Annotated in this window: 23 protein-coding genes; 16 read left to right on the top strand and 7 right to left on the bottom strand. The window is 70.8% G+C overall.

The window, feature by feature from the left end:
• Positions 1-25 precede the first annotated feature (25 nt).
• The 4 genes from RF645_RS10155 to RF645_RS10170 all read right to left on the bottom strand — a co-directional run bounded on the left by RF645_RS10155 (position 26) and on the right by RF645_RS10170 (position 4140).
• On the bottom strand, positions 26-1147 hold the full coding sequence (locus tag RF645_RS10155) for a PP2C family serine/threonine-protein phosphatase (RefSeq protein WP_053447703.1): 1122 nt from the start codon (positions 1145-1147) through the stop codon (positions 26-28).
• Complete coding sequence (locus tag RF645_RS10160; protein WP_259871044.1) at positions 1144-2556, bottom strand: adenylate/guanylate cyclase domain-containing protein; 1413 nt, start codon at positions 2554-2556, stop codon at positions 1144-1146. The genes RF645_RS10155 and RF645_RS10160 overlap by 4 nt, the downstream gene beginning before the upstream one ends.
• A 91-nt stretch (positions 2557-2647) precedes the next feature.
• Entirely contained in the window at positions 2648-3259 is a 612-nt protein-coding gene (locus RF645_RS10165; protein ID WP_006215018.1) for a hypothetical protein, read from the bottom strand.
• Positions 3256-4140, bottom strand: coding sequence for a biotin--[acetyl-CoA-carboxylase] ligase (locus RF645_RS10170; RefSeq protein ID WP_058871709.1), 885 nt, complete (start codon positions 4138-4140; stop codon positions 3256-3258). The genes RF645_RS10165 and RF645_RS10170 overlap by 4 nt, the downstream gene beginning before the upstream one ends.
• Before the next feature lie 258 nt (positions 4141-4398).
• On the opposite strand from RF645_RS10170, the gene RF645_RS10175 reads away from it, so the two are divergent.
• The 9 genes from RF645_RS10175 to RF645_RS10215 all read left to right on the top strand — a co-directional run bounded on the left by RF645_RS10175 (position 4399) and on the right by RF645_RS10215 (position 14516).
• Positions 4399-4683 carry a YciI family protein gene (locus tag RF645_RS10175; RefSeq protein WP_058871710.1) on the top strand — a complete coding sequence of 95 codons (285 nt, stop codon included), beginning with the start codon at positions 4399-4401 and terminating at the stop codon, positions 4681-4683.
• A gap of 187 nt (positions 4684-4870) precedes the next feature.
• The gene (locus RF645_RS10180; protein ID WP_058871711.1) at positions 4871-6454 is read left to right on the top strand and encodes an acyl-CoA carboxylase subunit beta; all 1584 of its coding nucleotides are present in this window, start codon (positions 4871-4873) and stop codon (positions 6452-6454) included.
• Entirely contained in the window at positions 6451-6705 is a 255-nt protein-coding gene (locus tag RF645_RS10185) for an acyl-CoA carboxylase subunit epsilon (RefSeq protein WP_053447707.1), read from the top strand. Before RF645_RS10180 ends, RF645_RS10185 begins: the two co-directional genes overlap by 4 nt.
• 38 nt (positions 6706-6743) lie before the next feature.
• Positions 6744-8501 (top strand): DUF885 domain-containing protein, encoded by a 1758-nt coding sequence (locus tag RF645_RS10190; protein ID WP_058871712.1) that lies wholly within the window; start codon positions 6744-6746, stop codon positions 8499-8501.
• A 204-nt stretch (positions 8502-8705) separates the two neighbouring features.
• Positions 8706-10241, top strand: a complete 1536-nt coding sequence (locus RF645_RS10195; protein ID WP_366240025.1) for a dicarboxylate/amino acid:cation symporter — start codon at positions 8706-8708, stop codon at positions 10239-10241.
• A 464-nt stretch (positions 10242-10705) separates the two neighbouring features.
• A complete protein-coding gene (locus tag RF645_RS10200) occupies positions 10706-12229 on the top strand; it encodes an aldehyde dehydrogenase family protein (RefSeq protein ID WP_368819037.1) in 1524 nt (507 codons plus the stop codon).
• The gene (locus RF645_RS10205) at positions 12229-12648 is read left to right on the top strand and encodes a DUF779 domain-containing protein (protein WP_053447711.1); all 420 of its coding nucleotides are present in this window, start codon (positions 12229-12231) and stop codon (positions 12646-12648) included. The genes RF645_RS10200 and RF645_RS10205 overlap by 1 nt, the downstream gene beginning before the upstream one ends.
• Positions 12649-12890: 242 nt before the next feature.
• Positions 12891-13925 (top strand): alcohol dehydrogenase AdhP, encoded by a 1035-nt coding sequence (gene adhP, locus RF645_RS10210; protein ID WP_082676980.1) that lies wholly within the window; start codon positions 12891-12893, stop codon positions 13923-13925.
• Between the two features lie 165 nt (positions 13926-14090).
• A complete protein-coding gene (locus RF645_RS10215; protein ID WP_024290076.1) occupies positions 14091-14516 on the top strand; it encodes a ChaB family protein in 426 nt (141 codons plus the stop codon).
• A gap of 23 nt (positions 14517-14539) precedes the next feature.
• On the opposite strand, the gene RF645_RS10220 is transcribed toward RF645_RS10215, so the two are convergent.
• The gene (locus RF645_RS10220; RefSeq protein WP_368819038.1) at positions 14540-15610 is read right to left on the bottom strand and encodes a biotin/lipoate A/B protein ligase family protein; all 1071 of its coding nucleotides are present in this window, start codon (positions 15608-15610) and stop codon (positions 14540-14542) included.
• Positions 15611-15883: 273 nt separating this feature from the next.
• On the opposite strand from RF645_RS10220, the gene RF645_RS10225 reads away from it, so the two are divergent.
• The 3 genes from RF645_RS10225 to RF645_RS10235 all read left to right on the top strand — a co-directional run bounded on the left by RF645_RS10225 (position 15884) and on the right by RF645_RS10235 (position 17798).
• On the top strand, positions 15884-16522 hold the full coding sequence (locus tag RF645_RS10225; RefSeq protein ID WP_053447714.1) for a nucleoside triphosphate pyrophosphatase: 639 nt from the start codon (positions 15884-15886) through the stop codon (positions 16520-16522).
• Positions 16523-16654: 132 nt separating this feature from the next.
• The gene (locus RF645_RS10230) at positions 16655-17476 is read left to right on the top strand and encodes an AzlC family ABC transporter permease (RefSeq protein WP_053447715.1); all 822 of its coding nucleotides are present in this window, start codon (positions 16655-16657) and stop codon (positions 17474-17476) included.
• Entirely contained in the window at positions 17469-17798 is a 330-nt protein-coding gene (locus tag RF645_RS10235; protein ID WP_368819039.1) for a branched-chain amino acid transporter permease, read from the top strand. Before RF645_RS10230 ends, RF645_RS10235 begins: the two co-directional genes overlap by 8 nt.
• Positions 17799-17810: 12 nt before the next feature.
• On the opposite strand, the gene RF645_RS10240 is transcribed toward RF645_RS10235, so the two are convergent.
• Positions 17811-18560 (bottom strand): GAP family protein, encoded by a 750-nt coding sequence (locus tag RF645_RS10240; protein ID WP_368819040.1) that lies wholly within the window; start codon positions 18558-18560, stop codon positions 17811-17813.
• A 137-nt stretch (positions 18561-18697) separates the two neighbouring features.
• Between RF645_RS10240 and RF645_RS10245 the strand changes: the two genes are divergently transcribed.
• From RF645_RS10245 to RF645_RS10260, 4 genes are all read left to right on the top strand, one after another.
• Positions 18698-20047: a sensor histidine kinase gene (locus RF645_RS10245; RefSeq protein ID WP_368819041.1), complete on the top strand. Its 1350-nt coding sequence runs from the start codon at positions 18698-18700 to the stop codon at positions 20045-20047.
• On the top strand, positions 20044-20811 hold the full coding sequence (locus RF645_RS10250) for a response regulator transcription factor (protein WP_137802229.1): 768 nt from the start codon (positions 20044-20046) through the stop codon (positions 20809-20811). The genes RF645_RS10245 and RF645_RS10250 overlap by 4 nt, the downstream gene beginning before the upstream one ends.
• 381 nt (positions 20812-21192) lie before the next feature.
• Entirely contained in the window at positions 21193-22995 is a 1803-nt protein-coding gene (locus RF645_RS10255; protein WP_024290069.1) for a biotin carboxylase N-terminal domain-containing protein, read from the top strand.
• Positions 22996-23307: 312 nt separating this feature from the next.
• Positions 23308-23742 carry a hypothetical protein gene (locus RF645_RS10260; protein WP_006215037.1) on the top strand — a complete coding sequence of 145 codons (435 nt, stop codon included), beginning with the start codon at positions 23308-23310 and terminating at the stop codon, positions 23740-23742.
• 33 nt (positions 23743-23775) lie between these two features.
• Here RF645_RS10260 and RF645_RS10265 read toward each other — a convergent pair whose 3' ends face one another.
• Complete coding sequence (locus tag RF645_RS10265) at positions 23776-24534, bottom strand: AAA family ATPase (protein WP_368819076.1); 759 nt, start codon at positions 24532-24534, stop codon at positions 23776-23778.
• Between the last annotated feature and the right edge of the window lie 37 nt (positions 24535-24571).

A 24571-nucleotide genomic window follows, 5' to 3' on the forward strand; every position in this document is an offset into this window, starting at 1 on the left:
GCCGCCGACCTGATGGAGGTCGGACCTAGGCGGCGCCGCCGTCGAGCTCGTGGCGCAGCTCGATCGGCACGAACGTGGTGGTGTCCTCGTCGGCCGGGCGCGAGCTCACGGCGTCGGCCACGATCACCGTGACGTTGTCGCGAGCCCCGGTGCGCAGCGTGGCGTTGACCAGGACGTCGGCGGCCTCCTTGGGGTGGGGCACCGAGTGCACCACGCGGGCGATGTGCGCCACGGAGACCTCGCCGGTGAGCCCGTCGGAGCACAGCACCAGGCGATCGCCCGCTCGCGCCGGCAGGACCCACACGTCCGGCTCCCAGACCTGGCCGGTGCCCAGCGCGCGCGTGATCACGTTGCGGCGCGGATGGACCATGGCCTGGGCCGGGGTGATCTGCCCGATCGAGACCAAGTACTGGACCTCCGAGTGATCCACCGTGATCTGCTGCAGCTCAGGCTGCGGGGCCTCCGGCGCGCCCGGCACGGGGGTGAGGCGCTCGGTGGAGGAGCCCTCCTCCAGGCCGACCTGCTGCGGCGGCGCCACGCGCTCGTCGGAGATCGGGATGACGTCCGTGACCTCCACTCCCGCCTCCTTGTAGGCGGAGAACTGATCCGTGGCCCGCTTGGCGACCGCAGCGTGATCTGGCGCGGGGGCCTCCCCCTGGGGGCGCAGCAGGCGGTAGGTGCGCGAGTCGCCGATGTTGAAGACCACCCAGAAGGGATCGCCTCCCATCTCGACCAGCCAGGCACCGGTGACGGTGGTCCCCGCACGCCCGCCGAGCTCGTCCTGGATGGAGCTGTCGGCCTGGTGGAGCACCGCACGCAGCTTGCGCACCAGCACGAGGGCCTCGGCCGGGATCTCCGGATCGAGCTTCATCTCGCGCTCGATCCGCTCGCGGAACCGCGCCACGTCCTCCGGCGGCTCGGGCTCGGCGGGCACCTCGACCTCGGCGGGCCTGCGGGAGCTGAACAGCGCGGAGCCGCCCAGGGTGCGCACGGCCATGGCCGAGGCGACCTCGCCGGCCTCGTGGCCACCCATGCCGTCGGCGACCGCGCACATGGTCCGGGTGACCACGAGCGAGTCCTCGTTGGTCTCCCGGTGACGACCGCGGTCGGTCGCGGCGCCTGCTCTGATGACGAGCGGAGCACTCATTCGTAGTCAACTTCCAGTTGGGGGCCGGTCCCAGCGGTGATCCGCACGGGGCGGACGTCGCCGAAGCCCCGCACCCTCTGCGGCGGCTGCGGGTCCAGGATGAATCTGTCGTCGTCCTCCAGGACGGAGGCCGTGGAGGCGTCGACGAGGACGCCCCCGGGCTCGGCCAGCGCGACGAGTCGCGAGGCCAGGTTCACGGTGGGCCCGTAGAGATCGCCCAGGCGCGGGAGGACCCGCCCCCAGACGAATCCGACCCTTGTCTTGGGCAGCTCGGGGTCCTCCAGGATGGCACGTCGCAGCGCCAGCGCGATCAGCGCGCCCTCCTCCGGGGACTCCGACATGTACATGACCTCGTCGCCGATGGTCTTGATGAGGCGGCCCCCGCCTGCGGAGATGATCTCTGCGCAGCGCTGCTCGAAGCGCTGCACGAGAGCCGCGAGAGTGCGCTCGTTCATCTTCCGGGACAGGGTCGTGAAGGAGACCATGTCCGCGAAGCCAATCCCGCGGGCCAGTGGCAGCGAGGCGGACTCGTCGCCCACCTCATCCGGCTGGGGCGCATCCATGGACCTCTCCTGGCGCATGGCCAGGCGCTGGACGGCGCCGTTGAGCTGGCGGCGCCAGGTGTAGAGCAGCAGGTACTCGAGGTCCTCCTGGATCCGCGGCAGCAGCTCGAGCAGCTCCTGCCGAGCCTCTGCATCCGAGTATCCGCGGTTCATCACGAGGTCCTCGACGATGGCCTCGACCTGCCACACGACCATGCGGTCGGTCATCTGCGCCATGGCCCGGATCAGCGACAGCGCCGCCTCCTCGGAGAGCCGATCCGATTCGACGATCCCCGAGATCCGGCGCAGAGCCTCGCTGTCGCGCTGCGTGAAGTAGATCTCGTCGGCACTCATGTTGGGGAAGCCCATGGCTCGCCAGATCTTGCGGGCGCTGAGGATGGACAGCCCTCCGGCGTGGGCGGCGCGCTTGCGGTCCATGGTGCGCTCACCGCCCAGCAGACCGTGCTCCAGGCCATGGAAGGCCTCGCGGGACTCCGGGGAGCCGTAGGCATCGGCCTGCACCGGGTTGTGCATGTTGAGGTTGATCGCCGCCGTCTGCGGGCCGACCTCGGGGTCCTCGAAGGTCTCGTCGAGCTCCCCGTCCACCCGATGCGCGGCAGGATCGCCCGAGGGACCGCTCGACCCCTCGGCCGGCGGCTGCCCGAGGCGACTCCCGGTGGCGGGGCCCACGACGGGCAGCTCGCGCGTGGTCGTCGGCCGCGATGAGCCGTCCTCGGAGCCGGTCCGGGCTGCGGACGGTTGCGCGGGCCGGGCGGCCGGATCGGCGGGTCGCTGCGAGGAGCCGGCCCCGCGCAGGCGCGAGAACCAGGACTGCGCGCCTGGTCGTGAAGGATCGCGATCCGTCATGCTGCGCTCCTTCCGCTTCTGCGCCCGGCCTCTGAGGCCGCGGCCGTGCACGTCGACGGGGTCGCGCGCCGGGCCGCTGTGCGCGGGCCGATCACCAGGCGGCGCCTGTGCTCGGCCCCGCCGGAGGATACCCGCCCGGGGCCTGGGGGCTCCACCCGTAGGCGGGTCCGGGGGTTCCGGGGCCCTGCTGACGACGGAAGCGGGCAGATTTCTCCTCGATCAGGCCGGCGAACTCCTGGACGCTCGGCGAGTGGCCCAGCCGCAGGATCCCCGCCTGCCCGAAGTCCGCACTCAGCGTGCCGATCCCGGCACCGCCCATGGGGCCGCGGGCGCGGCTGCCGTGCACGGACACGAGCCAGGCCAGCGGGATGCGCACTCCCCCGGACGGCGCCGACGGGCCCAGCAGCATCAGCCGCTGGTCCGTGAGCACGAAGCGGGTCCTGGCCCAGCGGATCACCGGGCGCAGCACGGCCAGCAGGATCACCAGGAGCAGCAGCAGAGTCACGACCCAGCCCAGGGCGGTGTGGACGGTCGTCCACGGCTGGTCCATGGGGCGCCAGCGGACCTCGAGCGCACGCTGGAGCAGCGAGTGCAGGAACACGGCGATCACGAGCACCGCCAGGGGGCGCCACAGTTTGCTGGCGTGGGCCCGCGTGGAGACCACCACCTGCTCGCCGGGGCCGAGCTCGAGCCGTGAGCTCATGCTCGGTCTCCTTCCTCGATCGGGCGCAGATGCACCACGTCGGCGGCTGAGACGGCGGTGCGTCCGCCGTCGTGGTCGATCAGCAGCGCGCCCCGCTCGTCCAGGCCCACGGCCACTCCCTCGAGCGCGGCCTGCCCGCCGGGCAGCTCGGCGCGCACGCGCCGCCCGAGCGTGGACAGCAGCTGCTCGACGGCTGCGCGCAGCTCTCCGGGCCCGGTCAGCGATTCGGGGGATTCGGCGAAGAGGCGGTAGAGGGCGGTGAAGCGCTCGGCGATCTCCACGAGCAGGTCGCCGCGCGAGGCCTCCGATCCCTCGCCGCGCACGCTGGCAGCGCCCTCCGGGGCGACGGCCACGTTGAGCCCGGCGCCCAGCACGAGGGCCGGGACGGAGCCGTCGTGGACCACGAGCGAAGCCAGCACGCCGCAGATCTTCCGGAAGCCGCCCCCGGTCTCCACGAGGACGTCGTTGGGCCACTTCAGGGAGGCCTCGATGCCCTGAGCGCGCAGGGTCTGGGCGATCGCCGCGGCCAGCAGCACGGTCAGCCAGGGGAAGCTCTGCGTCGGCAGCGGCACAGCCGTGGGACCGGAGCCGTGCGCGGGACGCAGCAGGAGGGAGAAGGTCAGGGCGTCGCCGGGTCCGGTGACCCACTTCCTGTCCAGGCGCCCGCGGCCCGCCGACTGGTGCTCGGCGGCCAGCAGGCTCAGATCGGGCAGCGGCTGTCCGCGACGGGCTGCACGCTGGGCCCGCTCCACCAGCTCGTCGTTGGTCGAGGGGATCTGCGGCAGGACCTCGAACGGCGAGCGCAGGACCTCCGCCAGCCGGTCGGTCTGGGCGTCGTCGAGCAGAGGGGCGGCCTGGGCCCGGGGGTCCGTGGGGGTCATCGTCGCTCCTGTCTCGGTCCTTGCCTCGTCCGCCGCTTCTTCCACCGCCGGGCGAGGCCCGTGCTGTCAGTGCCTCGGTCCACGAACCGCCCGGTGCCGACCACCCTTGGGCCGACATCCGCAGCGGGTTGCTCGTGGCGTCCGAGCGGCCCGCTATGTTCGTTCCATACACAGTAGTAGTCGGGCTCCCGGAGCGCCTGCAGGTGACTTCCGGGGAATCCACTGACTGCTCGCCGTCGACCATGACAGGAGAGCACCATGGCGATCATCGCCGTCACCTACGTATACGGCGGGGACGCGCAGGCCCTGACCGAGCACCGCCCGCGCCACCGCGACTTCCTGCGCGAGCTGCTCGCCGAGGGCTCCCTGGTGCTCGCCGGCCCCTACGACGACGACCTTCCCGCCGGTGCCCTGCTGCTCATGCGCGCCGAGACCCCGGAGGCCGCGCTCGAGCTGCTGGCGCCCGATCCCCTCCTGGAGGTCGGCGTGATCACCGAGCGCACCGCCCGGCCGTGGAAGATCTCGATCGGCCAGCTCGACTGATCCGACCCGGCCGACGGGAAGATCCCGCACGGCCCTGCCGGAGCCCCTGATGTTGTAGATCCCCCACAACGGGTCTGCTCGCAGGCCCTCCCTAGACTGGCCTGCATCCCACCGCCCGCATGCTCCCGCCGCACTGGCCCATCGGCCGGCACGGCGCCCGAGCGCCCCGTATGAGCTCTGAGGTGCCATGACCCACGACCTGTCCACGACGGCGGGCAAGATCGCCGACTTCCGCGAGCGCCGAGAGCGCTCGTACGCCCCGGCCGGAGAGGCCGCCCTCGAGCGACAGCGCTCCCGCGGCAAGGGCACTGCGCGCGAGCGCGTGGACCAGCTGCTGGATCCGGGCTCGTTCGTGGAGTTCGACGCCCTGCGGGAGCACCGGAGCACCGCGTTCGGCATGGAGTCCAAGAAGTTCGCCGGCGACGGCGTGGTGACCGGCTACGGCACCGTCGACGGCCGACAGGTGGTCGTCTACTCGCAGGACTTCACGGTGCTGGGCGGGTCCCTGTCGGAGGCCAACGGCGAGAAGATCGTCAAGGCGCAGAAGTTCGCGCTGAAGAACGGCTGCCCGCTGATCGGCATCAACGACGGCGGCGGCGCCCGCATCCAGGAGGGCGTGGCGTCGCTGGCCATGTTCGCCGACATCTTCAACATGAACGTGCGGGCCTCGGGGGTCATCCCCCAGATCTCGCTGATCATGGGTCCGTGCGCCGGCGGTGCGGCCTACTCCCCCGCCCTGACCGACTACATCATCATGGTCGACCAGACCTCCCACATGTTCATCACCGGCCCGGACGTCATCAAGACGGTCACCGGCGAGGAGGTGGACATGGAGACCCTGGGCGGGGCCCGCCAGCACAACGAGGTCACCGGCACCGCCACCTATCTGGCCGAGGACGAGTCCGACGCCCTGGACTTCCTCCGGGAGCTGCTCGAGTTCCTGCCCTCGAACAACCTCGCCGAGGCGCCGCTGCTCGAGCACGACCAGAGCCCCGATCCGACCGAGGACGACCTCGCACTCGACGAGCTGATCCCGGACTCCGCGAACCAGCCGTACGACATGCGCGACGTCATCGCCGCCGTCGTCGACGACGGGCACTTCCTGGAGATGCAGGAGCTCTACGCGCCGTCGGTGATGATCGGCTACGCCCGCGTGGAGGGCCACACGATCGGCATCGTTGCGAATCAGCCTATGCAGTTCGCCGGCACCCTGGACATCGCCGCCTCGGAGAAGGCCGCGCGGTTCGTGCGCCACTGCGATGCCTTCAACATCCCGATCCTCACGCTCGTGGACGTCCCCGGCTTCCTGCCCGGCACGGACCAGGAGTTCAACGGCATCATCCGCCGCGGGGCCAAGCTTCTCTACGCCTACGCCGAGGCCACGGTCCCGCTGATCACCGTGATCACGCGCAAGGCCTACGGCGGCGCGTACATCGTGATGGGCTCCAAGAAGCTCGGTGCGGACATCAACCTGGCCTGGCCCACGGCCCAGATCGGGGTCATGGGCGCTTCCGGAGCCGTGGAGATCCTCTACCGCCGCGACCTCAAGGCCGCCGCAGAGGCCGGCGAGGACGTCGAGGCCAAGCGCCAGGAGCTGATCACCCAGTACGAGGAGCACCTGCTCAACCCGTACCAGGCCACGCAGCTCGGCTACGTGGACGCGGTGATCGCCCCGTCCGAGACTCGCGAGAACATCGTGCGCGGCCTGCGCGGCCTGCGCGACAAGCGCGCCTCCACGCCCGCGAAGAAGCACGGGAACATCCCGCTGTGAGCGCCGAGCAGACGGACGCCCTGGGCACCGGGCAGGACGAGCAGCAGGCTCCCATGCTGAAGTTCGTGGGCGGGAACCCCACCCCGGAGGAGGTCGCGGCGGTCACCGCCGTGGTGCTCTCCGCCACCGCGGAGACGGAGACGGCCGCCGGCGGCACCGCTGGACGACGCGCCCAGAACCGCCGGGCCCGCCTCGGCCTGCGGCTGCGCCCCGGCCGCGGGGCCTGGCGGCGCACCCTGCCGTTCCGGTGACGTCGGGGCCGTTGCGCACCGCGGCCTAGACTCGGCCCATGGCTTCCGCATCCTCCGACTCCGCGTCCTCGCACCACGAGCAGGAGGCAGCGCAGCAGCCGCGTCGCCGCCCCACGCCGCTGGACGACGTGGCCGAGGAGTACTTCCGCTCCAAGCTGCGGCTGAATCCCGCGTGGGCCATCGAGCTGGGCGCCCCCGACCACGGCTGGGGCTACCGCGATGTGAGCCCCGAGGGCCTGTCGGCGGAGTTCGACGTCACCCGCGCGGCGGCCGCCGCACTGGCGCGCACCGAACCCGTCGACGACGTCGACCGCGTGACCGCCCACGCCTTGGACTCGCAGCTGAGCCTGGAGACCCGCCTGCACGAGGCCGGGCTGGACGGATCGCGCATCAACAACATCTCCTCCCCCGTGCAGAAGATCCGCGAGGCCTTCGACAACCTGCCCAAGTACACGGAGCAGGACTGGGAGGTCATCGAGCATCAGCTGCGCTGCGTGCCCGAGGCCGTGGACTCCGCGATCGTCGCAGCACGCCATCAGCAGGCCCACGGGCCGGTCACCGCCGCGGCACAGCTGGCCAACGCCGCTTCACTGGCCGACGGCTATGCCTCCGCGAACGGGTCCTTCATGAACCTGTCCCGCTCCTCCCGGGTGACCCAGCTGCCGCCCGAGCTTCGACGCAGCGTCTACTCGGGCGTCGATCGGGCCCGTCAGGCCTACGTGCGCTTCGCCGACGAGCTGCGCGAGCTGAGCCGCGAGGCGCCCGAGGAGATGGCGGTCGGACCCGAGGAGTACCGGCTGCGCCTGCGGCAGTTCACGGGACTGAGCCCCGATCTGGCCCAGACCTACGAGTGGGGCATCGACCTGCTGCAGCGCATCGTGGCCGAGATGAACGCGACCGCCGAGCGGACCCTCCCGGACCACGCCGGCGACGACCGGATCCAGGCGGCCATGGACGCCCTGGACGAGGATCCCCACCGCCAGCTGCACGGCCGCCACCAGCTGCTGACCTGGATGCAGGGCGTGAGCACCCACGCCATGGACGCCCTGTCCGGAAGCCACTTCGAGATCAGCGACGAGATGCGCCGTCTCGAGTGCCGGATCGCACCCACCTCCGACGGCGGCATCTACTACACGCCGCCCTCGGCCGACTTCCGCCGTCCCGGGCGGATGTGGTGGTCGGTGCCGGAGGGCAAGGAGGTGTTCCGCACCTGGGGCGAGCGCACGACCGTCTACCACGAAGGCGTCCCCGGGCATCATCTGCAGTTCTCGCACGTGGTCGCCCACGCGCAGGAGCTCAACCTGTGGCGCCGGCTCGGACTGTGGGTCTCCGGGCACGGCGAGGGCTGGGCGCTGTACGCGGAGCGCCTGATGTCCGAGCTGGGGTTCTTCGAGGACGACGGCGACCGCATGGGCATGCTCAATGCGCAGCGGATGCGCGCGGCCCGCGTCGTCTTCGACATCGGCTTCCACTGCGGGTTCAGGATCCCGGGGCGCCTCGGCGACATCCTGGGCGGAGCCGAGCCGGGCCGGGCCTGGACGCCGGAAGACGGCTGGGCGTTCCTGCGCCGCAACATCGTGATGGACCCGGACAGCCTGCGCTTCGAGTGGATGCGCTACATGGGCTGGCCGGGTCAGGCGCCGTCGTACTCGCTGGGGATGGAGGCCTGGGAGCGCTCGCGCCACCATGCGGCCGCCCAGGCCGGTGCGGACTTCGATCTCGCCCGCTTCCACTCCCGCGCCCTGGGCATCGGCTCCGTGGGTCTGGACACCCTGGACTACGCGCTGAGCCTGTAGGCCGCACCCCGTCGCGCCGACGTGCCTCCGTGCACGGATAGCGCGACGTCGCGCACGCAGGCACGGCAGATGAGGCGCGAGGTCAACGCACCGCGCGGAGCTGGTGTTCCCCTGGGAGTCGGTGGGGAACATCACCGGGATTTTGCGTAACAGACTGTCATATTCCCTCGCGCGACTTGCATCGAGCGTCCTAGCCTTTCATGCATGTCCACCTCGTCCTCCGCGGCAGAGTCCCGCACCGCCAGCGCGCCCGAGCACGACGGATCCCGTCGTCGTCTCCCCGCCCTCCTGTCCAACTTCTCCTTCCAGGTCATCGCGGCCCTGGTCCTGGGTCTGATCCTGGGCCTGATCGCCCGAGCCATCGGCGGCGATCCCGAGACCTCGCCGAACGCCCTGATGTCGGTGCTCGACATCATCGGCAGCACCTACGTCACGATCCTCAAGGCGGCCGTGGTGCCGCTGGTGGTCACGGCCGTGATCGCCTCGATCGCCAACCTGGATCAGGTCACCAACGCCGCCCGCCTGGCGTGGAAGACCCTGCTGTGGTTCTGCATCACCGCGCTGATCTCCGTGGTGATCGGCATGGTCCTGGGCGTCGTCGTCCAGCCCGGGTCGAACCAGTCGATCGAGGCTCCCACCGAGCCCTACTCCGGCACCGAGGGGTCCTGGCTGGGCTTCCTGCAGTCGATCGTGCCGGTGAACTTCCTGGGCCTGGGCGTGGACGCCGAGCTCACCGACTCCGGAGCGATCGACGCCGCCGCCAGCTTCAACATCCTGCAGATCCTGGTGATCTCCATGGTCGTGGGCATCGCCGCGCTGAAGGTCGGCGAGCCGGCCAAGCCCTTCCTGGACGTCATCCGCTCGCTGCTGGCGATCGTGCAGAAGGTGCTGTGGTGGATCATCCGCCTGGCTCCGATCGGCACGCTGGGCCTGATCGGACGCGCCGTCTTCGAGTACGGCTGGACCTCCATGGGCTCGCTGGCCGTGTTCGTCGTGACCCTCTACGTGGGCCTGGCCCTCGTGCTGTTCGGCGTCTACCCGCTGCTCATGCGCCTGAACGGGCTGAGCATCCGGCAGTGGCTCTCCGGCGCCTGGCCCGCCATCCAGATGGGCTTCGTCTCGCGCTCATCGCTGGGCACCATGCCGCTCACGCAGCGCGTGAGCGAGCGCAACCTGGGAGTGCCCTCCAGCTACGCGTCGTTCGCGATCCCGCTGGGCGCCACCACCAAGATGGACGGCTGCGCGGCGGTCTACCCCGCACTGGCGGCGATCTTCGTGGCGCAGTTCTACGACGTCCCCCTGGAGCCCATCCACTTCGTGCTGATCGCGCTGGTCTCCGTGCTGGGCTCGGCGGCCACCGCCGGGACCACGGGCGCGACGGTCATGCTGACCCTGACGCTGTCCACCCTGGGCCTTCCGCTGGCCGGCGTGGGTCTGCTGCTGGCGATCGAGCCGATCATCGACATGGGCCGCACCGCCACGAACGTGGCAGGTCAGACGGTCGTGGCCGCGATCGTCGCCAAGCGCGAGGGCATCCTGGACCGCGGGCTCTACGACGCCCCCCGCAGCGGCGGCGACCCGTTCGTCGAGGAGACGACCTCCTCGCAGCAGGCCGTCGCAGCCTCGGACCAGCCCGGCGACGCCGAGGCCCGCGTCCCCGACGAGGACGCCTCCGCACACCGGGCCACCGCCCCCGATTCGGCCGCGGCACACGGCTCCGGTCGGGCCTCGCGGGCCTGACTCCCCCTTCCGGGACTCGCCAGGGCTCACCGCTTCCGGGAACCCCCGGCCGGACGACGACGGCGGGCATCTCCTTCTGCAGGAGATGCCCGCCGTCGTCGCATGTCCACGGTCGTCGAGATCCCGCTTCCGTGCACGCGTGGCGCCGAGATCTCGCTTCCATGCGCTGAATCGCGGAATCTGCGCACAGAAGCGGGATCTCGGAGAGGTCGGTGCATTTCAGCGCGATGTCGGCGCAGGGAGCTGGACAGGTCAGTCCGCCGAGCGCCGTGCACCGCAGATCTGACGCCGGCTCCGCCTCGTGACCAGGCCCGCTCCCGTCACAGCCAGGCAACTGACTCCGAACCTGCGTCATGCCATGGCGACCCGCCGGCTCGGGATCTACAGTGTGTAAATGTGCTGCAGATCACATCGGCGATGCCTCGTCGTCGCGCAGCCCACCGCGAGAGTCGAAGGAGCCTCCCATGACGGTCTACGCCCACCCCGGACAGCCCGACGCCAAGGTCGAGTTCAAGTCCCGCTACGAGCACTTCATCGGCGGGAAGTGGACCCCGCCGGTCAAGGGCCAGTACTTCGAGGACATCACCCCGGTGACCGGCAAGGCCTTCGCGGAGGTCGGCCGCGGCACCGCTGAGGACATCGAGGCCGCGCTCGACGCCGCCTGGGCCGCCGCCCCGTCCTGGAACGCCTCCACCCCGACCCAGCGCGCTCTGATGCTCAACCGCATCGCGGACCGCATGGAGGAGAACCTCGAGAAGATCGCCGTGGCGGAGACCTGGGACAACGGCAAGCCGGTGCGCGAGTGCCTCAACGCCGACATCCCGCTGGCCATCGACCACTTCCGCTACTTCGCCGGCGCGATCCGCGCGCAGGAGGGCTCGCTGTCCCAGCTCGACGAGGACACGGTCGCCTACCACTTCCATGAGCCGCTGGGCGTCGTGGGCCAGATCATCCCCTGGAACTTCCCCATCCTCATGGGCGTGTGGAAGCTGGCTCCGGCCCTGGCCGCTGGCAACTGCGTGGTCCTCAAGCCCGCCGAGCAGACCCCGGTCTCGCTGCTGGTCGTGATGGAGCTGATCCAGGACCTCGTGCCGGACGGCGTCATCAACATCGTCAACGGCTTCGGCGTGGAGTGCGGCAAGCCGCTGGCGTCGAACCCGCGCATCCGCAAGATCGCGTTCACCGGCGAGACCACCACCGGCCGGCTGATCATGCAGTACGCCTCCGAGAACATCATCCCGGTGACGCTGGAGCTCGGCGGCAAGTCGCCGAACATCTTCTTCGAGGACATCGCCCAGGAGAAGGACGGCTTCTACGACAAGGCGCTGGAGGGCTTCGCGTTCTTCGGGCTCAACCAGGGCGAGGTCTGCACCTGCCCGTCGCGCGCGCTCGTGCAGAAGTCCATCTACGACGAGTTCGTGGCCGCCGGCGTGGAGCGCGTCGAGAAGATGGTGCAGGGCGATCCGCTGGACACCGACACCATGGTGGGAGCGCAGGCCTCGACCGATCAGCTCGAGAAGATCGTCTCCTACCTGGACATCGGCAAGAAGGAGGGTGCGGAGGTGCTCACCGGCGGAGAGCGCCTGGAGCTGCCCGGCGATCTGGCCGACGGCTACTACGTCAAGCCCACGATCTTCGCCGGCACCAATGACATGCGGATCTTCCAGGAGGAGATCTTCGGGCCGGTGCTGTCGCTGACGTCGTTCCAGGACTACGACGACGCCATCTCGATCGCCAACGACACCCTCTACGGGCTGGGCGCCGGCGTCTGGGCCCGCAGCGCCAATACCTGCTATCGCGCCGGTCGCGCCATCCAGGCCGGTCGCGTGTGGGTGAACCAGTACCACAACTACCCGGCGCACTCGGCCTTCGGCGGGTACAAGTCCTCGGGCATCGGGCGGGAGAACCACCTGATGATGCTGGATCACTATCAGCAGACCAAGAACATGCTGGTCTCGTACTCCGAGAAGGCGCAGGGCTTCTTCTGATGGGCGCGCAGGACGAGACGGACGTCGCCCTGCAGGCACGACCCGGACCGGAGGACGACGTCGCGCGCGTGGGCTACACCCAGGCCGCAGTCGAGCTGCTGCGGGAGCTGTGGGGCGTCCACGGGCCGCTGATGCTCCATCAGTCCGGCGGGTGCTGCGACGGCTCCGCGCCCATGTGCTTCCCGGTCGGCGAGTTCCGCACGGGAGACGCGGACGTCCTGCTGGGCACCGCAACGCTCGACGACGCCTCCGGGGAGGAGCTCGGCGAGCTGGAGCTGTGGATCTCGCGCGAGCAGTTCGGAGCGTGGAAGCACACTCGGCTGCTCATCGACGCGGTGCCCGGGCGCGGCTCCGGGTTCTCGCTCGAGGCGCCGCTGGGTCGGCGCTTCCTCACGCGAAGCGACCTCTGCGCGGTCTGAGGGCTGCGCAGCCCCAGGGCGGCGTCGGATCGACGCTTCCGCGCACCTGATGAACCGATCCGGTGCACGGAAGCGTCGACCCGACGGTCGCCCTCCCCCGTCACCGACACCAAGACCGATACCGAGAAGACGACCGCGGGCATCGAGACCTGCGAAAGGCGCGAAGGCGCCGTCGTCGCACATGAGAGGGCTCCGAGACCGACGAGCGGCCTGGGGCCAGCACCGAGAGGATCTGAAGGATCATGACGGATTCCACCACCGAGAAGATGTCCGCTGCGGTCGTGACCGCCTTCGGCGAGGACCTCGAGATCGAGGACCTGCCCCTGCCCGAGCCGGGGCGCGACCAGGCCCTCGTACGGCTGATCGCCTCCGGCGTCTGCCACACGGACCTGCACGCCGCGCACGGCGACTGGCCCGTCAAGCCCGAGCCGCCCTTCGTCCCGGGCCACGAGGGCGTGGGCGAGGTCGTCGCCGTCGGCGAGGGCGTCACCCGCGTGTCCGTCGGCGACCTCGTGGGCAATGCCTGGCTGTGGAGCGCGTGCGGGGAATGCGAGCACTGCCAGGAGGGCTGGGAGACGCTGTGCGAGAACCAGGTCAACGGCGGCTACAGCATGAACGGCTCCTTCGGGCAGTACATGCTCGTGGACGCCCGCTACTGCCCGCTGATCCCGGAGGGAGCCGATCCCTTCGAGATCGCCCCGGTGCTGTGCGCCGGTGTCACGGTCTACAAGGGGCTCAAGGTGACGGGGGTGCGCCCCGGCCAGTGGGTCGTGATCTCCGGAGTCGGCGGCCTGGGCCATATCGCCGTGCAGTACGCGGTGGCCATGGGCATGCGCGTGATCGCGGTCGACGTCGCCGATGACAAGCTCGCCCTCGCCGAGCGCCACGGCGCCGAGATCACCATCAACGCCATGGGCCCGGACCCCGCCGAGGCCATCCAGGAGGCCGTCGGCGGAGCTCACGGAGTCCTGGTGACGGCGGTGCACCCGGATGCCTTCGGCCAGGCCATCGGCATGGTCCGCCGCGGCGGGACCATCGTGTTCAACGGCCTGCCGCCAGGCGACTTCCCGGCCCCGATCTTCGACATCGTGCTCAAGGGGCTGACCATCCGCGGCTCGATCGTCGGCACCCGCAGGGACATGGAGGAGGCCCTGGAGTTCTACTCCCGCGGTCTGATCCACCCGACGTTCAGCAAGCGCCCGCTGAACGAGATCAACGAGGTCCTGGACGAGATGGACCACGGGAAGATCGAGGGCCGCGTGGTGCTCGAGTACTGAGTCGGCATCCGTTCACCGCAGACTCCCCGACGATGCCTCCGCGCCTCGATCCTCCCCGGGCCGGCACGGGGACGTCGTCGTGCCTGGGCGACGTCGCCCGGTACCGTCGTGCTGTCGCGTCCGAGTTCCTATGCTTGCTGATGAACGACCCTCAAGGAGGCAGCCATGAGCCCGACCAGCAATGCCGACAAGCCCGCCGAGCGCGAGGAGATCCCCTCCACGCTCGAGCGCTCCGATCAGAAGGCGCAGGACACCTACGCCGCAGCCCTCGAGAACGCGCGCGAGGAATACGGCTCCGGAGCCCGCGCGCACCAGACCGCTTGGGCGGCGGTGAAGCGCACCCACGAGAAGGTCGGCGGCCACTGGGAGCCCAAGGACGAGAACGGCCCGTCGGACGAGCGCTCCGAGAACGGCGGGCGCACCGGTGGTGAGTCCGCAGGCGGCGTGGATGCCAACGCCACGAAGGACCACCTCTACGAGGTCGCCCAGCGCCTGGAGATCGAGGGCCGCTCGGAGATGACCAAGGACGAGCTCGTCGAGGCCATCCAGAAGGCGAACGACCGCAAGACCGCCCAGGCCCGCGAAGACTGAATCCCGGTCGCCGGGTCAGGGCATCACGGGACCCGCAGCGTCCACTCGTCGGTGCCGAACTTCTCGTCCACGAGCTCCTTCGCACGGGCGAGCTCCTGGTCGGTGTAGTCGCCCTCGTGCGAGCGGTAGTGCGACAGGAAGTAGGAGCGGAAGGACTCGATGATGTCCGCCCGCGCCATGCCGGTCTGGCTGCGCATGGGGTCCACGCGCTTCTTGGCGGACTTGATCCCCTTGTCGGAGAGCTTCTCGCGTCCGATGCGCAGGACCTGCAGCATCTTGTCGGCGTCGATGTCGTAGCTCATGGTCACGTGGTGCAGCAGGGTGCCGTCAGCGAACCGGCGCTGGGCCGCCCCGCCGATCTTGCCCTGCGGGGTGGCGATGTCGTTGAGCGGGACGTAGTGCGCCTCCACGCCGATCTCCTGCAGCGCCCCGAGCACCCACTCGTCCAGGAAGGCGTAGGCACGCTCGTTGCTCATGCCCTCGACCAGGCTGGCGGGCACGATCAGCGAGTAGGTGACGCAGTTGCCGGGCTCCATGAACATGGCGCCGCCTCCGGTGATGCGCCGAGTGACGCCCACCTCCAGCTCACGAGCCGCCTCGGAATCGATCTCGTTGCGCACCGACTGATACGAGCCGATGACCACCAGGGCGTCGTTCCAGTCCCAGAAGCGCAGCACCGGACCGCGACGGCCGGCGGCGACCTCCTCCGACAGGACCTGATCCAGCGCCACGTGCTCGGCCGGCGGCAGGGTCTTCATGCCGATGACCTCGATGTCGAGATCGTCCCAGGACACCGCCGCGCCCACCGCGCGCCGGGCGGCGATCCCCACGGCCTCGGTCGTGAAGCCGATCAGCTCGACGCCGCCGTCGCGCCGGTCCAGCGCCGCCTGGATCGCCGCGGCGATCTCGGCCACCGACGACGACGCGGTCAGCCCGTTCAGCGCATCGGTGAGGTCCTCGAGGGCGTCGTCGGGCTCCAGGAAGAAGTCGCCCGAGACCACGGCGTCGCGGAAGACCGCGTCGTCTCCGTCGCCGTCGACCTCCAGATCGACCACGACCAGCTTCCCGCCGCGGACCTTGTACTCACCGTGCATGACTGAACCTGCCTCTCCGAGCCCGCTCGAGTCTCCGGGCTCTCGACGTGTGCTGCCAGCCTGGCCCAGGGAGGTCTTCCTCGCCAGGGATCTTCGCCACCCGCCGAACTGACGCCTCCCTGCAGGATCCGTGCCGAGTCGACGCTTCCCAGCGCCATTGGGGCCAATCGGCGCAGGGAAGCGTGAGTTCGGCATCGGCGATGCGGGTCGACCGCGACCGCTCACGCCGACGCACGGGAAAGCACCTTCCCAGAGCCTCCTACAGTGGGGACCATGACCGACCCGATCCTGCTGCTGGCCTCCACCTCGCCGTCGCGCGCCAAGCTGCTGCGCGATTCCGGCATCGTCTTCGACCAGCTCGGCTCCGAGGTGGACGAGGACGCCGTCGTGTCCGAGGCCGGACTCACCGAGCCGTCGGAGATCGCGCTGGCTCTGGCGCGAGCCAAGTGCGAGGCCGTCGCCGCTCTCCCCCAGGCGGCCGGGCGGCTGGTCATCGGCTGCGACTCGGTCTTCGAGCTCGACGGCCAGCCCCTGGGCAAGCCGTACACCGCAGCGGTCGCCCGCGAGCGCATCGGGCAGATGCGGGGACGCACAGGGCACCTGCACACCGGTCACTGGCTGATCGACACCCGCAGCCCCGACGACGGCGGCACCGGGCTCAGCGAAGGCGCCCTGGCCGGGGCGGATGTGACCTTCGCGGCGATGACCGACGACGAGATCGCCGCCTACGTGGACACCGAGGAGCCCCTGTGGGTGGCCGGTTCCTTCACCCTGGACGGGTACGGCGCAGCCTTCATCGAGCGCGTCGACGGGGATCTGCACGCGGTGATCGGGCTGTCGATCAACACCCTGCGGCAGCTGGCTGGACGAGCCGGCGTCCCGGTGCGGCGGCTGTGGGGGCGCGAGGCCTGAGCCGCGGCACGGCCGACGATCGCACCAGGCGCACCGCTGCGTCGAGGGCACGGCCGCGAGCGCTCCAGCACCTGCATCGGACCGGCTCCCGGGAGGCGGTCGTCGTGGTCTGCCCACGGCTAGACTCTCCTGATGACCTCCTCCCGCGGCGCTTCGGAACAGCCGCCCGACGCGCACGCCGGTGCCCGGACCGACGGCATCCGCGAGCAGCTGCGCCTCGGCTGGCTGACGGGTCTGCCTGCCGGGGCGGCGGTGATCCCCGTGGGGCTGGCCTTCGGCGTGCTGGTCATCCAGTACGGCCTGCCCTGGTGGGTCGCGCCGCTGCTGTCTGGAATCGTGTTCGCCGGCTCGATCGAGTTCCTGCTCGCCGGGCTGCTGGCCGCAGGAGCCCCGCTGGTCCAGATCGCGCTGACCGCGCTGATCGTCAACTTCCGCCACGCGTTCTACGCGCTGACATTCCCCCTGCACCGCATCCGCAGCATCCCCGGGAAGACCTATGGCACCTTCGCCCTGACCGATGAGGCCTTCGCCCTCACCTCCGGTCGCGAGGCGCAGCGCTGGTCCGGCACGCGCATCCTGACGCTGGAGGGGACCTTCCAGCTGTTCTGGGTCGCGAGCTCGACCGCCGGCGCTCTGCTGGGCTCGCTGATCCCGCCGTGGATCAAGGGGCTGGACTTCGCGATGACGGCGCTGTTCGTCGTCCTGGCGATCGACGCCTACAAGGCCCGCCGGTCCCTCCCCCAGCCTGTGATCGCGGTGGGCATCGGGCTGGTCAGCGCCGCGCTGTTCGGAGCGAACATGCTGGCCCCTGCCATGGGCGCCTACGTCCTCGTGCTGATCATCGGCTACCTCATCAGCCGTGCTCGCGGGCGGGAGCTGCCGCGCACGGGCGAGCTGGACGTGGTCGATCCCGACGACGGCACGACTGCCGGGCAGGAGCCGCGAGATGTCTGAGCCGAGCTACATCCTGGCCGCCGTGGGCGTGGCCGCGGGCATCACCTGGGCCCTGCGGGCGCTGCCGTTCGCCGTGCTGGCCCCGCTGCAGGAGTCCCGGCTGCTGCCCTACATCGGCGACCGGCTGGGCGTGGGCGTGATGATCATCCTGGTGATCTACACCCTCGGGGACCTGGACCTGGTCTCGCCGAGCGTCTCCGTCCCGGCGGCGATCGCGCTGGCGGTGACCATCGGACTGCACCTATGGCGCGGGAACATGATCCTGTCCCTGCTGGTCGGCACGGTCACCCACGTAGTGCTGGCGTCACTGTGGCAGGCCTGAGGCCGGCCCGGCTCACCACAGCTGCCCCACACCGCGCACCAGCAGGATCACGCCGACGATCCCCAGCCCCCAGGCCGCGGCATCCGGTGCGGTGCGCACCGCCAGCTCCCGCACCGACGACAGCCCACGGCTCACCCGCTCCCCCAGGGCCAGTCGTCCCAGCGCGAGCAGTGCCGCCGGCAGCACCATGACCGCGCAGTACAGCCCCAGCACGATCCCCGAGGCCACCGGCCCCAGGTCGTAGCGCCCGATCCCAGCCATCGCCGCGAGATACGGGATCATGGTGGCGGCCTCGACCAGCCCGGCCGCCATGGCCAGCAGGCCCACTCCGCGCCAGCTTCCGGCCACGCGATCGGCCCGGTCGATCCACCGCCTCATGGAGGCCTGGGGGTCGCCCCCGCGCTTGCGCACCTGCTCCGGATCCAGCCACCAGCTCAGCCACGCCAGTCCTGCGCCGAGCACCACCAGGACCACCGCCCCGGGGCGCTGCTCGAGCAGCTGTCCGAGCGGAGCCAGCGCCGCCTGGAGCCCCGCCAGCAGGACGAGTCCCAGCATCCAGTAGAAGACGGCGATGACCGCCAGATAGGCCAGCACCCGCAGCGCGATCCCCCGCGCGCTGACGCCTCGCGATCTGCCGCTCATCAGCAGCAGGACCGCTGGCAGGGCCAGGGTCCCCATGCTGGTGGCATCCAGCAGGGCCAGCCCGGTGAGCACCATCTGGTCGCCGCTGCTGATCGTCGTGAGCTCTCGCATCGCATCCATGGCAACCAGCCTCGCGAGCACGGCCGTGTGCGGGCATCGGCCGTCGGGGGCATCTTCCACGCGGGGCGCCTGGACTTTCGGGGGAGATCTCACCACGACATCCCTGCGGCGCGCGGCGCTCGTATAGCGTGAGCGCCATGACCACCGCCGAGCCCCGCACCGCGGAGCGGCTCGAGCCAGGAGCTGAGCCGCCGCCCGAGCATCAGACAGCCGCAAGGAGCACGTCCCGGCCTGCGGGCCTGGCTGTGCGTCGACGCGACGTCGCGGTCGCCTGCGCGTATGCACTGCTCGCCGTCCTGGCGCAGCTTCTGCTGCCTTTCGAACCCGCCACCCGCGTGCTCGGCATGCCCGTGCCCGGCTGGACGGGGCTCGCACTCCAGCTCACGGCGGCCGCCGCTCTGGTCCTGCGCACGACCAGAGCATGGGTCGTCCTGCTGGTCACCGCCCCGGCTGCAGCCGCGTCGGTCGGCCTCGACGCCGGCCCTGTCTCCGCCCTGCTGCTCTTCGAAGCGATCTTCACCTCTGTCCGCTACGGCTCACGTCGCCTCCATCGACTCACGTGCATCCTGTGCCTGGGCGCGACGGCCGCAGCTCTTCTGGCCGCACTGGCCCTGCCCGAGCACCGTGAGCTGTGGACGCAGCTGGCCGTGATGGCCGGCGTCGTGCTGATCCTGCCGCTGCTGTGGGCCGGAGAGGTCCGCGGTCATCAGGAGGCCCGAGCCCAGGCCGAGCGGGCGGCGGAGGCGGAGCGGGGGACGGCCGCTCGTCAGCTGGAGCTCGAGCAAGCGCGCGCCGCGCTGCGCCTCCAGGAGCAGCGCACGCACCTGGCCCAGGAGCTGCACGACGGGGTGACCGGGCACCTATCGGCCGTCGCCCTGCAGACCGGCGCGCTGCGATCGAGCTCGGCCCTGCGCCAGGACCCCGCGGCGCTGGAGCGCTCCCTCGAGGTCGTGCGCACCAGCGCAGTGGAGGCCATGGCCGACATGCGGCGGCTCATCGACGTCCTGCGCACGGATGAGCCCGCCGATGACGACAGCGCTTCCTGGGATGGGCTCAGCGCTCGGCTGCGCGCCCTGCGACCGGAGGCCACGATCGTCGTCCATCCCGCAGCAGCGGCACGACTCGACGCCGCCGGGCTCAGCGGGCAGGCGCTGCGCATCGGCCAGGAGGCGGTCACGAACGTGCTCAAGCACGCCGGACCGGGCCCTGCGTCGCTCCTGCTGACGGACGACGACGGCCGCGTCGTGCTGGAGATCCGCTCGCCCCTGGCCGACCATGCCGTGGCCGACGACGGCTCCGGGATCGGCCTGCCCTCGATGCTCCGACGCGCTCGGGAGACCGGCGGGAAGCTGGAAGCCGGTCCGATCGACGAGCGGACCTGGCACGTGCGCGCGTGCTGGGACGCGCACACGCTCGCATCGGGATCGTCGGAGATGGCGGCCGGACCGACGGAGCCTCACCGACGTGCAGAGGAGCCCGCCCGGTGACCACCGTCGTCCTGGCCGATGACCACGCCGCCATCCGCGCCGGTGTCCGCCTGATCCTGGAGACCGCGCAGCCGCCGATCCGCGTGGTGGGCGAGGCGAGCACGGCGCAGGATGCGCTCGAGCTCGCTGCGCGCGCCCGCCCGGATGTCGTGCTGCTCGACGTCCGCATGCCCGGGGCGAGCGGGCTCACCGTGATCGAGGCCCTGCGGGGCACGGGCGCTGCGATCGTCATGCTGACGTCGTTCGCCCTGGACGACTACGTGCTGGCCGCCCTGCGTGCAGGGGCCGCCGGCTTCCTGGTCAAGACGGCCGAGCCGTCCGAGATCGTCGCCGCAGTGCAGCGCGTGGCGGCAGGCGATGCGGCGCTGTCGCCGGAGGTGATGCGCACCGTGATCGACAGGGCCATCGCCCAGCCGGACGGATCAGGGCAGGCGGAAGATCCGCAGCCTGCGGGGCCTCCCGGGCACACGCAGGCCACGAGCGCACCGATCTCGGCGCAGGCGTCGTCGGTTCGGACGGCAGCGTCTGAGCAGCGGGCTGCCGCGCCGGCGTCGGGCGCATCGGGCTTCACCGAACCGCTGACCGGACGCGAGCGGGAGGTCCTGCGTCTGCTGGCCCAGGGGCTGAGCAATCAGCAGATCGCCGCGCGGCTCGTCGTGGCGGAGTCGACCGTCAAGACCCACGTCTCGCACGTGCTCGCCAAACTGGGGGCCGCCTCGCGGGTGCAGGCCGCGCTGTGGTGGAGCCGTCACGGCGAAGGATGACGCCCCCGCGACCGTCCCTTGTTGTGCGAACGGCACAGCCCCGCTGACGCAGTCTGATGACCCGCCCGAGCCGTGCAGAGCGCGATCTCGGTGCCGTCGGCCCGTCGTCGGCGTGCCGCACTCCCACCGGACCGCCCACGTCAGAGCCCGCACGCACAGGAGACGTCCTGCCCCGGAAGCCGCCCCTGGCTACACTCGAGGCCATCTCATGTGCGCATGCCGCACGGGCTGAAGGAGCCAGCCTCGGCACCGCCAGCTTTGTCGATCCCCTACATCTCGATCCGCGGGCAGATGTGATCGAATGAGCGTCTGATCCGCCCCCTGCCCAGGGGAACGCCGTACCTGCGCGCGAGCCGCGTCTTTTACAGGAGAGCAACCACAGTGACCGCACAGAAGGCCCCCGAGACCGGCACCTCCGCCGCGCGCAGACCCGTCACCAAGGTGCTGATCGCCAATCGCGGCGAGATCGCCGTGCGCGTGATCCGTGCCGCCCAGGACGAGGGGCTGACCTCGGTCGCCGTGTACGCCGATCCCGATCGCGACGCCCTGCACGTGCGCATGGCCGATGAGGCCTATGGCCTGGGCGGCACCACCGCCGCGGACTCCTACCTGGTGATCGACAAGATCCTCGACGCCGCCGCGCGCTCCGGCGCCGATGCCGTCCACCCCGGCTACGGCTTCCTGTCCGAGAACGCGGACTTCGCCGCGGCCGTGATCAATGCCGGGCTGACCTGGATCGGTCCGCCCCCGCACGCGATCTCGTCCCTGGGCGACAAGGTCGCCGCCCGCCGCATCGCCGAGGCCGTCGACGCCCCGCGCGTGCCCGGCACGACCGACCCGGTCGACAGCGCCGAGGAGGTCGTGGCCTTCGCCGACGAGCACGGGCTGCCCGTGGCGATCAAGGCGGCCTTCGGCGGCGGCGGCCGCGGCATCAAGGTCGCCCGCACCCGCGAGGAGATCCCGGAGCTCTACGAGTCCGCGGTGCGCGAGGCCGTCGCCGCGTTCGGTCGCGGCGAGTGCTTCGTCGAGCGCTTCCTGGACGCCCCGCGCCACGTCGAGACCCAGTGCCTGGCCGATGCCCACGGCAACGTGGTCGTGGTCTCCACCCGCGACTGCTCGCTGCAGCGGCGCAACCAGAAGCTCGTGGAGGAGGCGCCGGCGCCCTTCCTCACGGAGGAGCAGAACGAGCGTCTCTACTCCTCGTCCAAGGCGATCCTGCGCGAGGCCGGCTACCAGGGCGCGGGCACCTGCGAGTTCCTGGTCGGCCAGGACGGCGTCATCTCCTTCCTGGAGGTCAACACCCGCCTGCAGGTCGAACACCCGGTCTCCGAGGAGGTCACCGGGATCGACCTGGTCCGCGAGCAGTTCCGGATCGCCCGCGGCGAGGCCCTGGGCTACGACGACCCCGTCGTGCGCGGCCACTCCATCGAGTTCCGCCTCAACGGCGAGGACCCGGGACGCGGCTTCATGCCGGCTCCGGGCACGCTGTCCACGCTGCGCTTCCCGTCCGGGCCCGGTGTGCGCGTGGACTCCGGCGTGGTCGAGGGCGAGACCGTCTCCGGCAGCTTCGACTCCATGATCGCCAAGCTCATCGTCACCGGCGCCGACCGCGACCAGGCGCTGGCCCGGTCCCGCCGCGCGCTGGCCGAGCTGGAGATCGAGGGCATGGCCACCGTCGTGCCGTTCGACCGCGCGATCGTCTCGGACCCGGCGTTCGCCCCGGCCGACGGGCAGCCGTTCGCCGTGCACACCCGCTGGATCGAGACCGAGTTCGTCAACGACCTCGAGCCGTTCGCCGGTGCCCCGGGCTCGGGCAGCGAGGCCGAGGAGCGCCAGACGGTCGTCGTGGAGGTCTCCGGCAAGCGCCTGGAGGTCGTCCTGCCGGCCACCGTGCTGGGCTCCGGCAAGCCCGCCGCAGCACCGGCGGCCAAGAACCGGCGCGAGCGCGGCCGCGGTGCCGCCAAGGCCTCCGGCGACGACCTGACCTCGCCCATGCAGGGCACCGTGGTCAAGCTCGCGGTGAAGAACGGCGCCAAGGTGTCCGAGGGCGACACGGTCGTGGTCATCGAGGCCATGAAGATGGAGCAGCCGCTCAAGGCGCACAAGGACGGCACGGTCTCCGGGCTCGACGTCTCCCCCGGCGACACCGTCTCCGCCGGCACGACCCTGGCCACCATCCGCTGAGCCGCCAGCCCGCCTGGGCCGCCTCGTGAAGGGGCCGGATCGACGCTCCCCTACGCCGATCCGGCCCCTGGCCCCGATTCGGGACCGAGTCGACGGCATCGAGACTGAGCAGGTGCGGCGCTGAGTCGTCCCTGCGGATGGGCGCCCCGGCCCCGGTTCCGCCCCGAGCTGCGCACCGCCGCCGCCTGTAGCCGCAGCCCCCGCAGCCTCGCCGGCGACCCGAGCTTCGAACGAGTCACCCGCAGCCTCTGGGCCAGGCTGCCACCCGCTGCGCGTTCACGGACGACGACGGCCGCGGACCAGCTCGTCTCCGTGGGCGAAGGTGAACCGCAGCCCATCCTGAGGGTCTGGGAGCGAGCCGCGCTGCTGCAGCTGCACTACGCGGACAGCCTTCTCGTCTCCCACCTGAGTGCTGCGCAGCTGTGGGGGCTGCCACTGAGCTCCTCACCCGCGCCCTGGACGCACGGATTGCTGGGCGAGGAGTCCCGTTTCGGACCGCTGGAATCCCGGCCGCAGCTGTCCTGCGTGGAGCAACGGCAGCACGAGCACAGCGGGGCGATGCTCCTCCACAAGAGCCTCGGGCTGCGTTCGGTGCTGCTGAGGCTGCTCGTCGTGCGCACTGGATTCGCTGAGCCATCCATGAACCTGCCGGTCATCGTGCGGGATGGGCCGCGGTTCGTGCTGGACCTGGCCTGGCGCGAGCAGCGCACGGCGCTCGAGTACAACGCCTGTGACTTCGTCTGCTGAATGGCGGGGTTCTTCGGTCGCTTCGTGGCGGGGTCAGGTGACACCGATGACCAGGTTGCTCTGTGCGGCTTCGATGACGTCGTTGGTGATGGTGTCGAGTTCGTTGATCTTCAGGACCCGCTGGATCTGGGGGAAGAGGCGTTCGAGGAGCCGGAAGTTGCCGCGGGTGATCCGTGCGATGGCTGCGATGGCTTGGGCGTCGGTGAAGTCGTCGGGGTCGAGGGTCTTGCCGAGGGATCGCCAGTGTCGCTCGAGGACGAACAGCAGTTCGTCTTGTCCCAGGGGCCGGTACTGGTGGGCGAAGCCGACTCGGCTGTAGAACTGGGGGTAGTGGCTGAACTGCTTCTCCAGGCCGGGCATGCCGATCAGGATCAGGGCGATGTCGTCGCGGTCGTAGCGATCGCGCAGCAGTTCCAGAGCGGCGGGACGCAGTCGTTCGGCCTCGTCGACGATGATCAGCTCCACGTAGTTCCTGCCGTGTCGCCATCCCCAGGCCTCGGGAGTGGGCGTGCCGGGAGGTACGAGGTGCTGCTCGATGCACATGTTGGTGCGGGTGATGGCTTGGGTCAGCTCGTCCTTCAGGGTCCGCGGGGTGGTCAGCACGCTGGGGGTGTAGAGCACGGTGCGGCTCCGGTTCAAGGCGGCGTAGATCTTGGCGTCGTTGTCGGAGCGCGGCCCCCAGTAGGTCAGCAGGTCATGAGCCTTCTCGTAGTGTGCGTAGCGGCGCGCGGAGAGTGTCTTTCCTACGCCGGCTGATCCGAAGCACAAACCGATGGTGTGCCCGCGGCGCACGGCCTGGTCGTGGTGCTCTTGGTTGACGGCCTTGCAG

Origin of the sequence: Kocuria sp. CPCC 205260 (genome assembly GCF_040981045.1) — a bacterium.
Classification (GTDB): Bacteria; Actinomycetota; Actinomycetes; order Actinomycetales; family Micrococcaceae; genus Kocuria; species Kocuria palustris.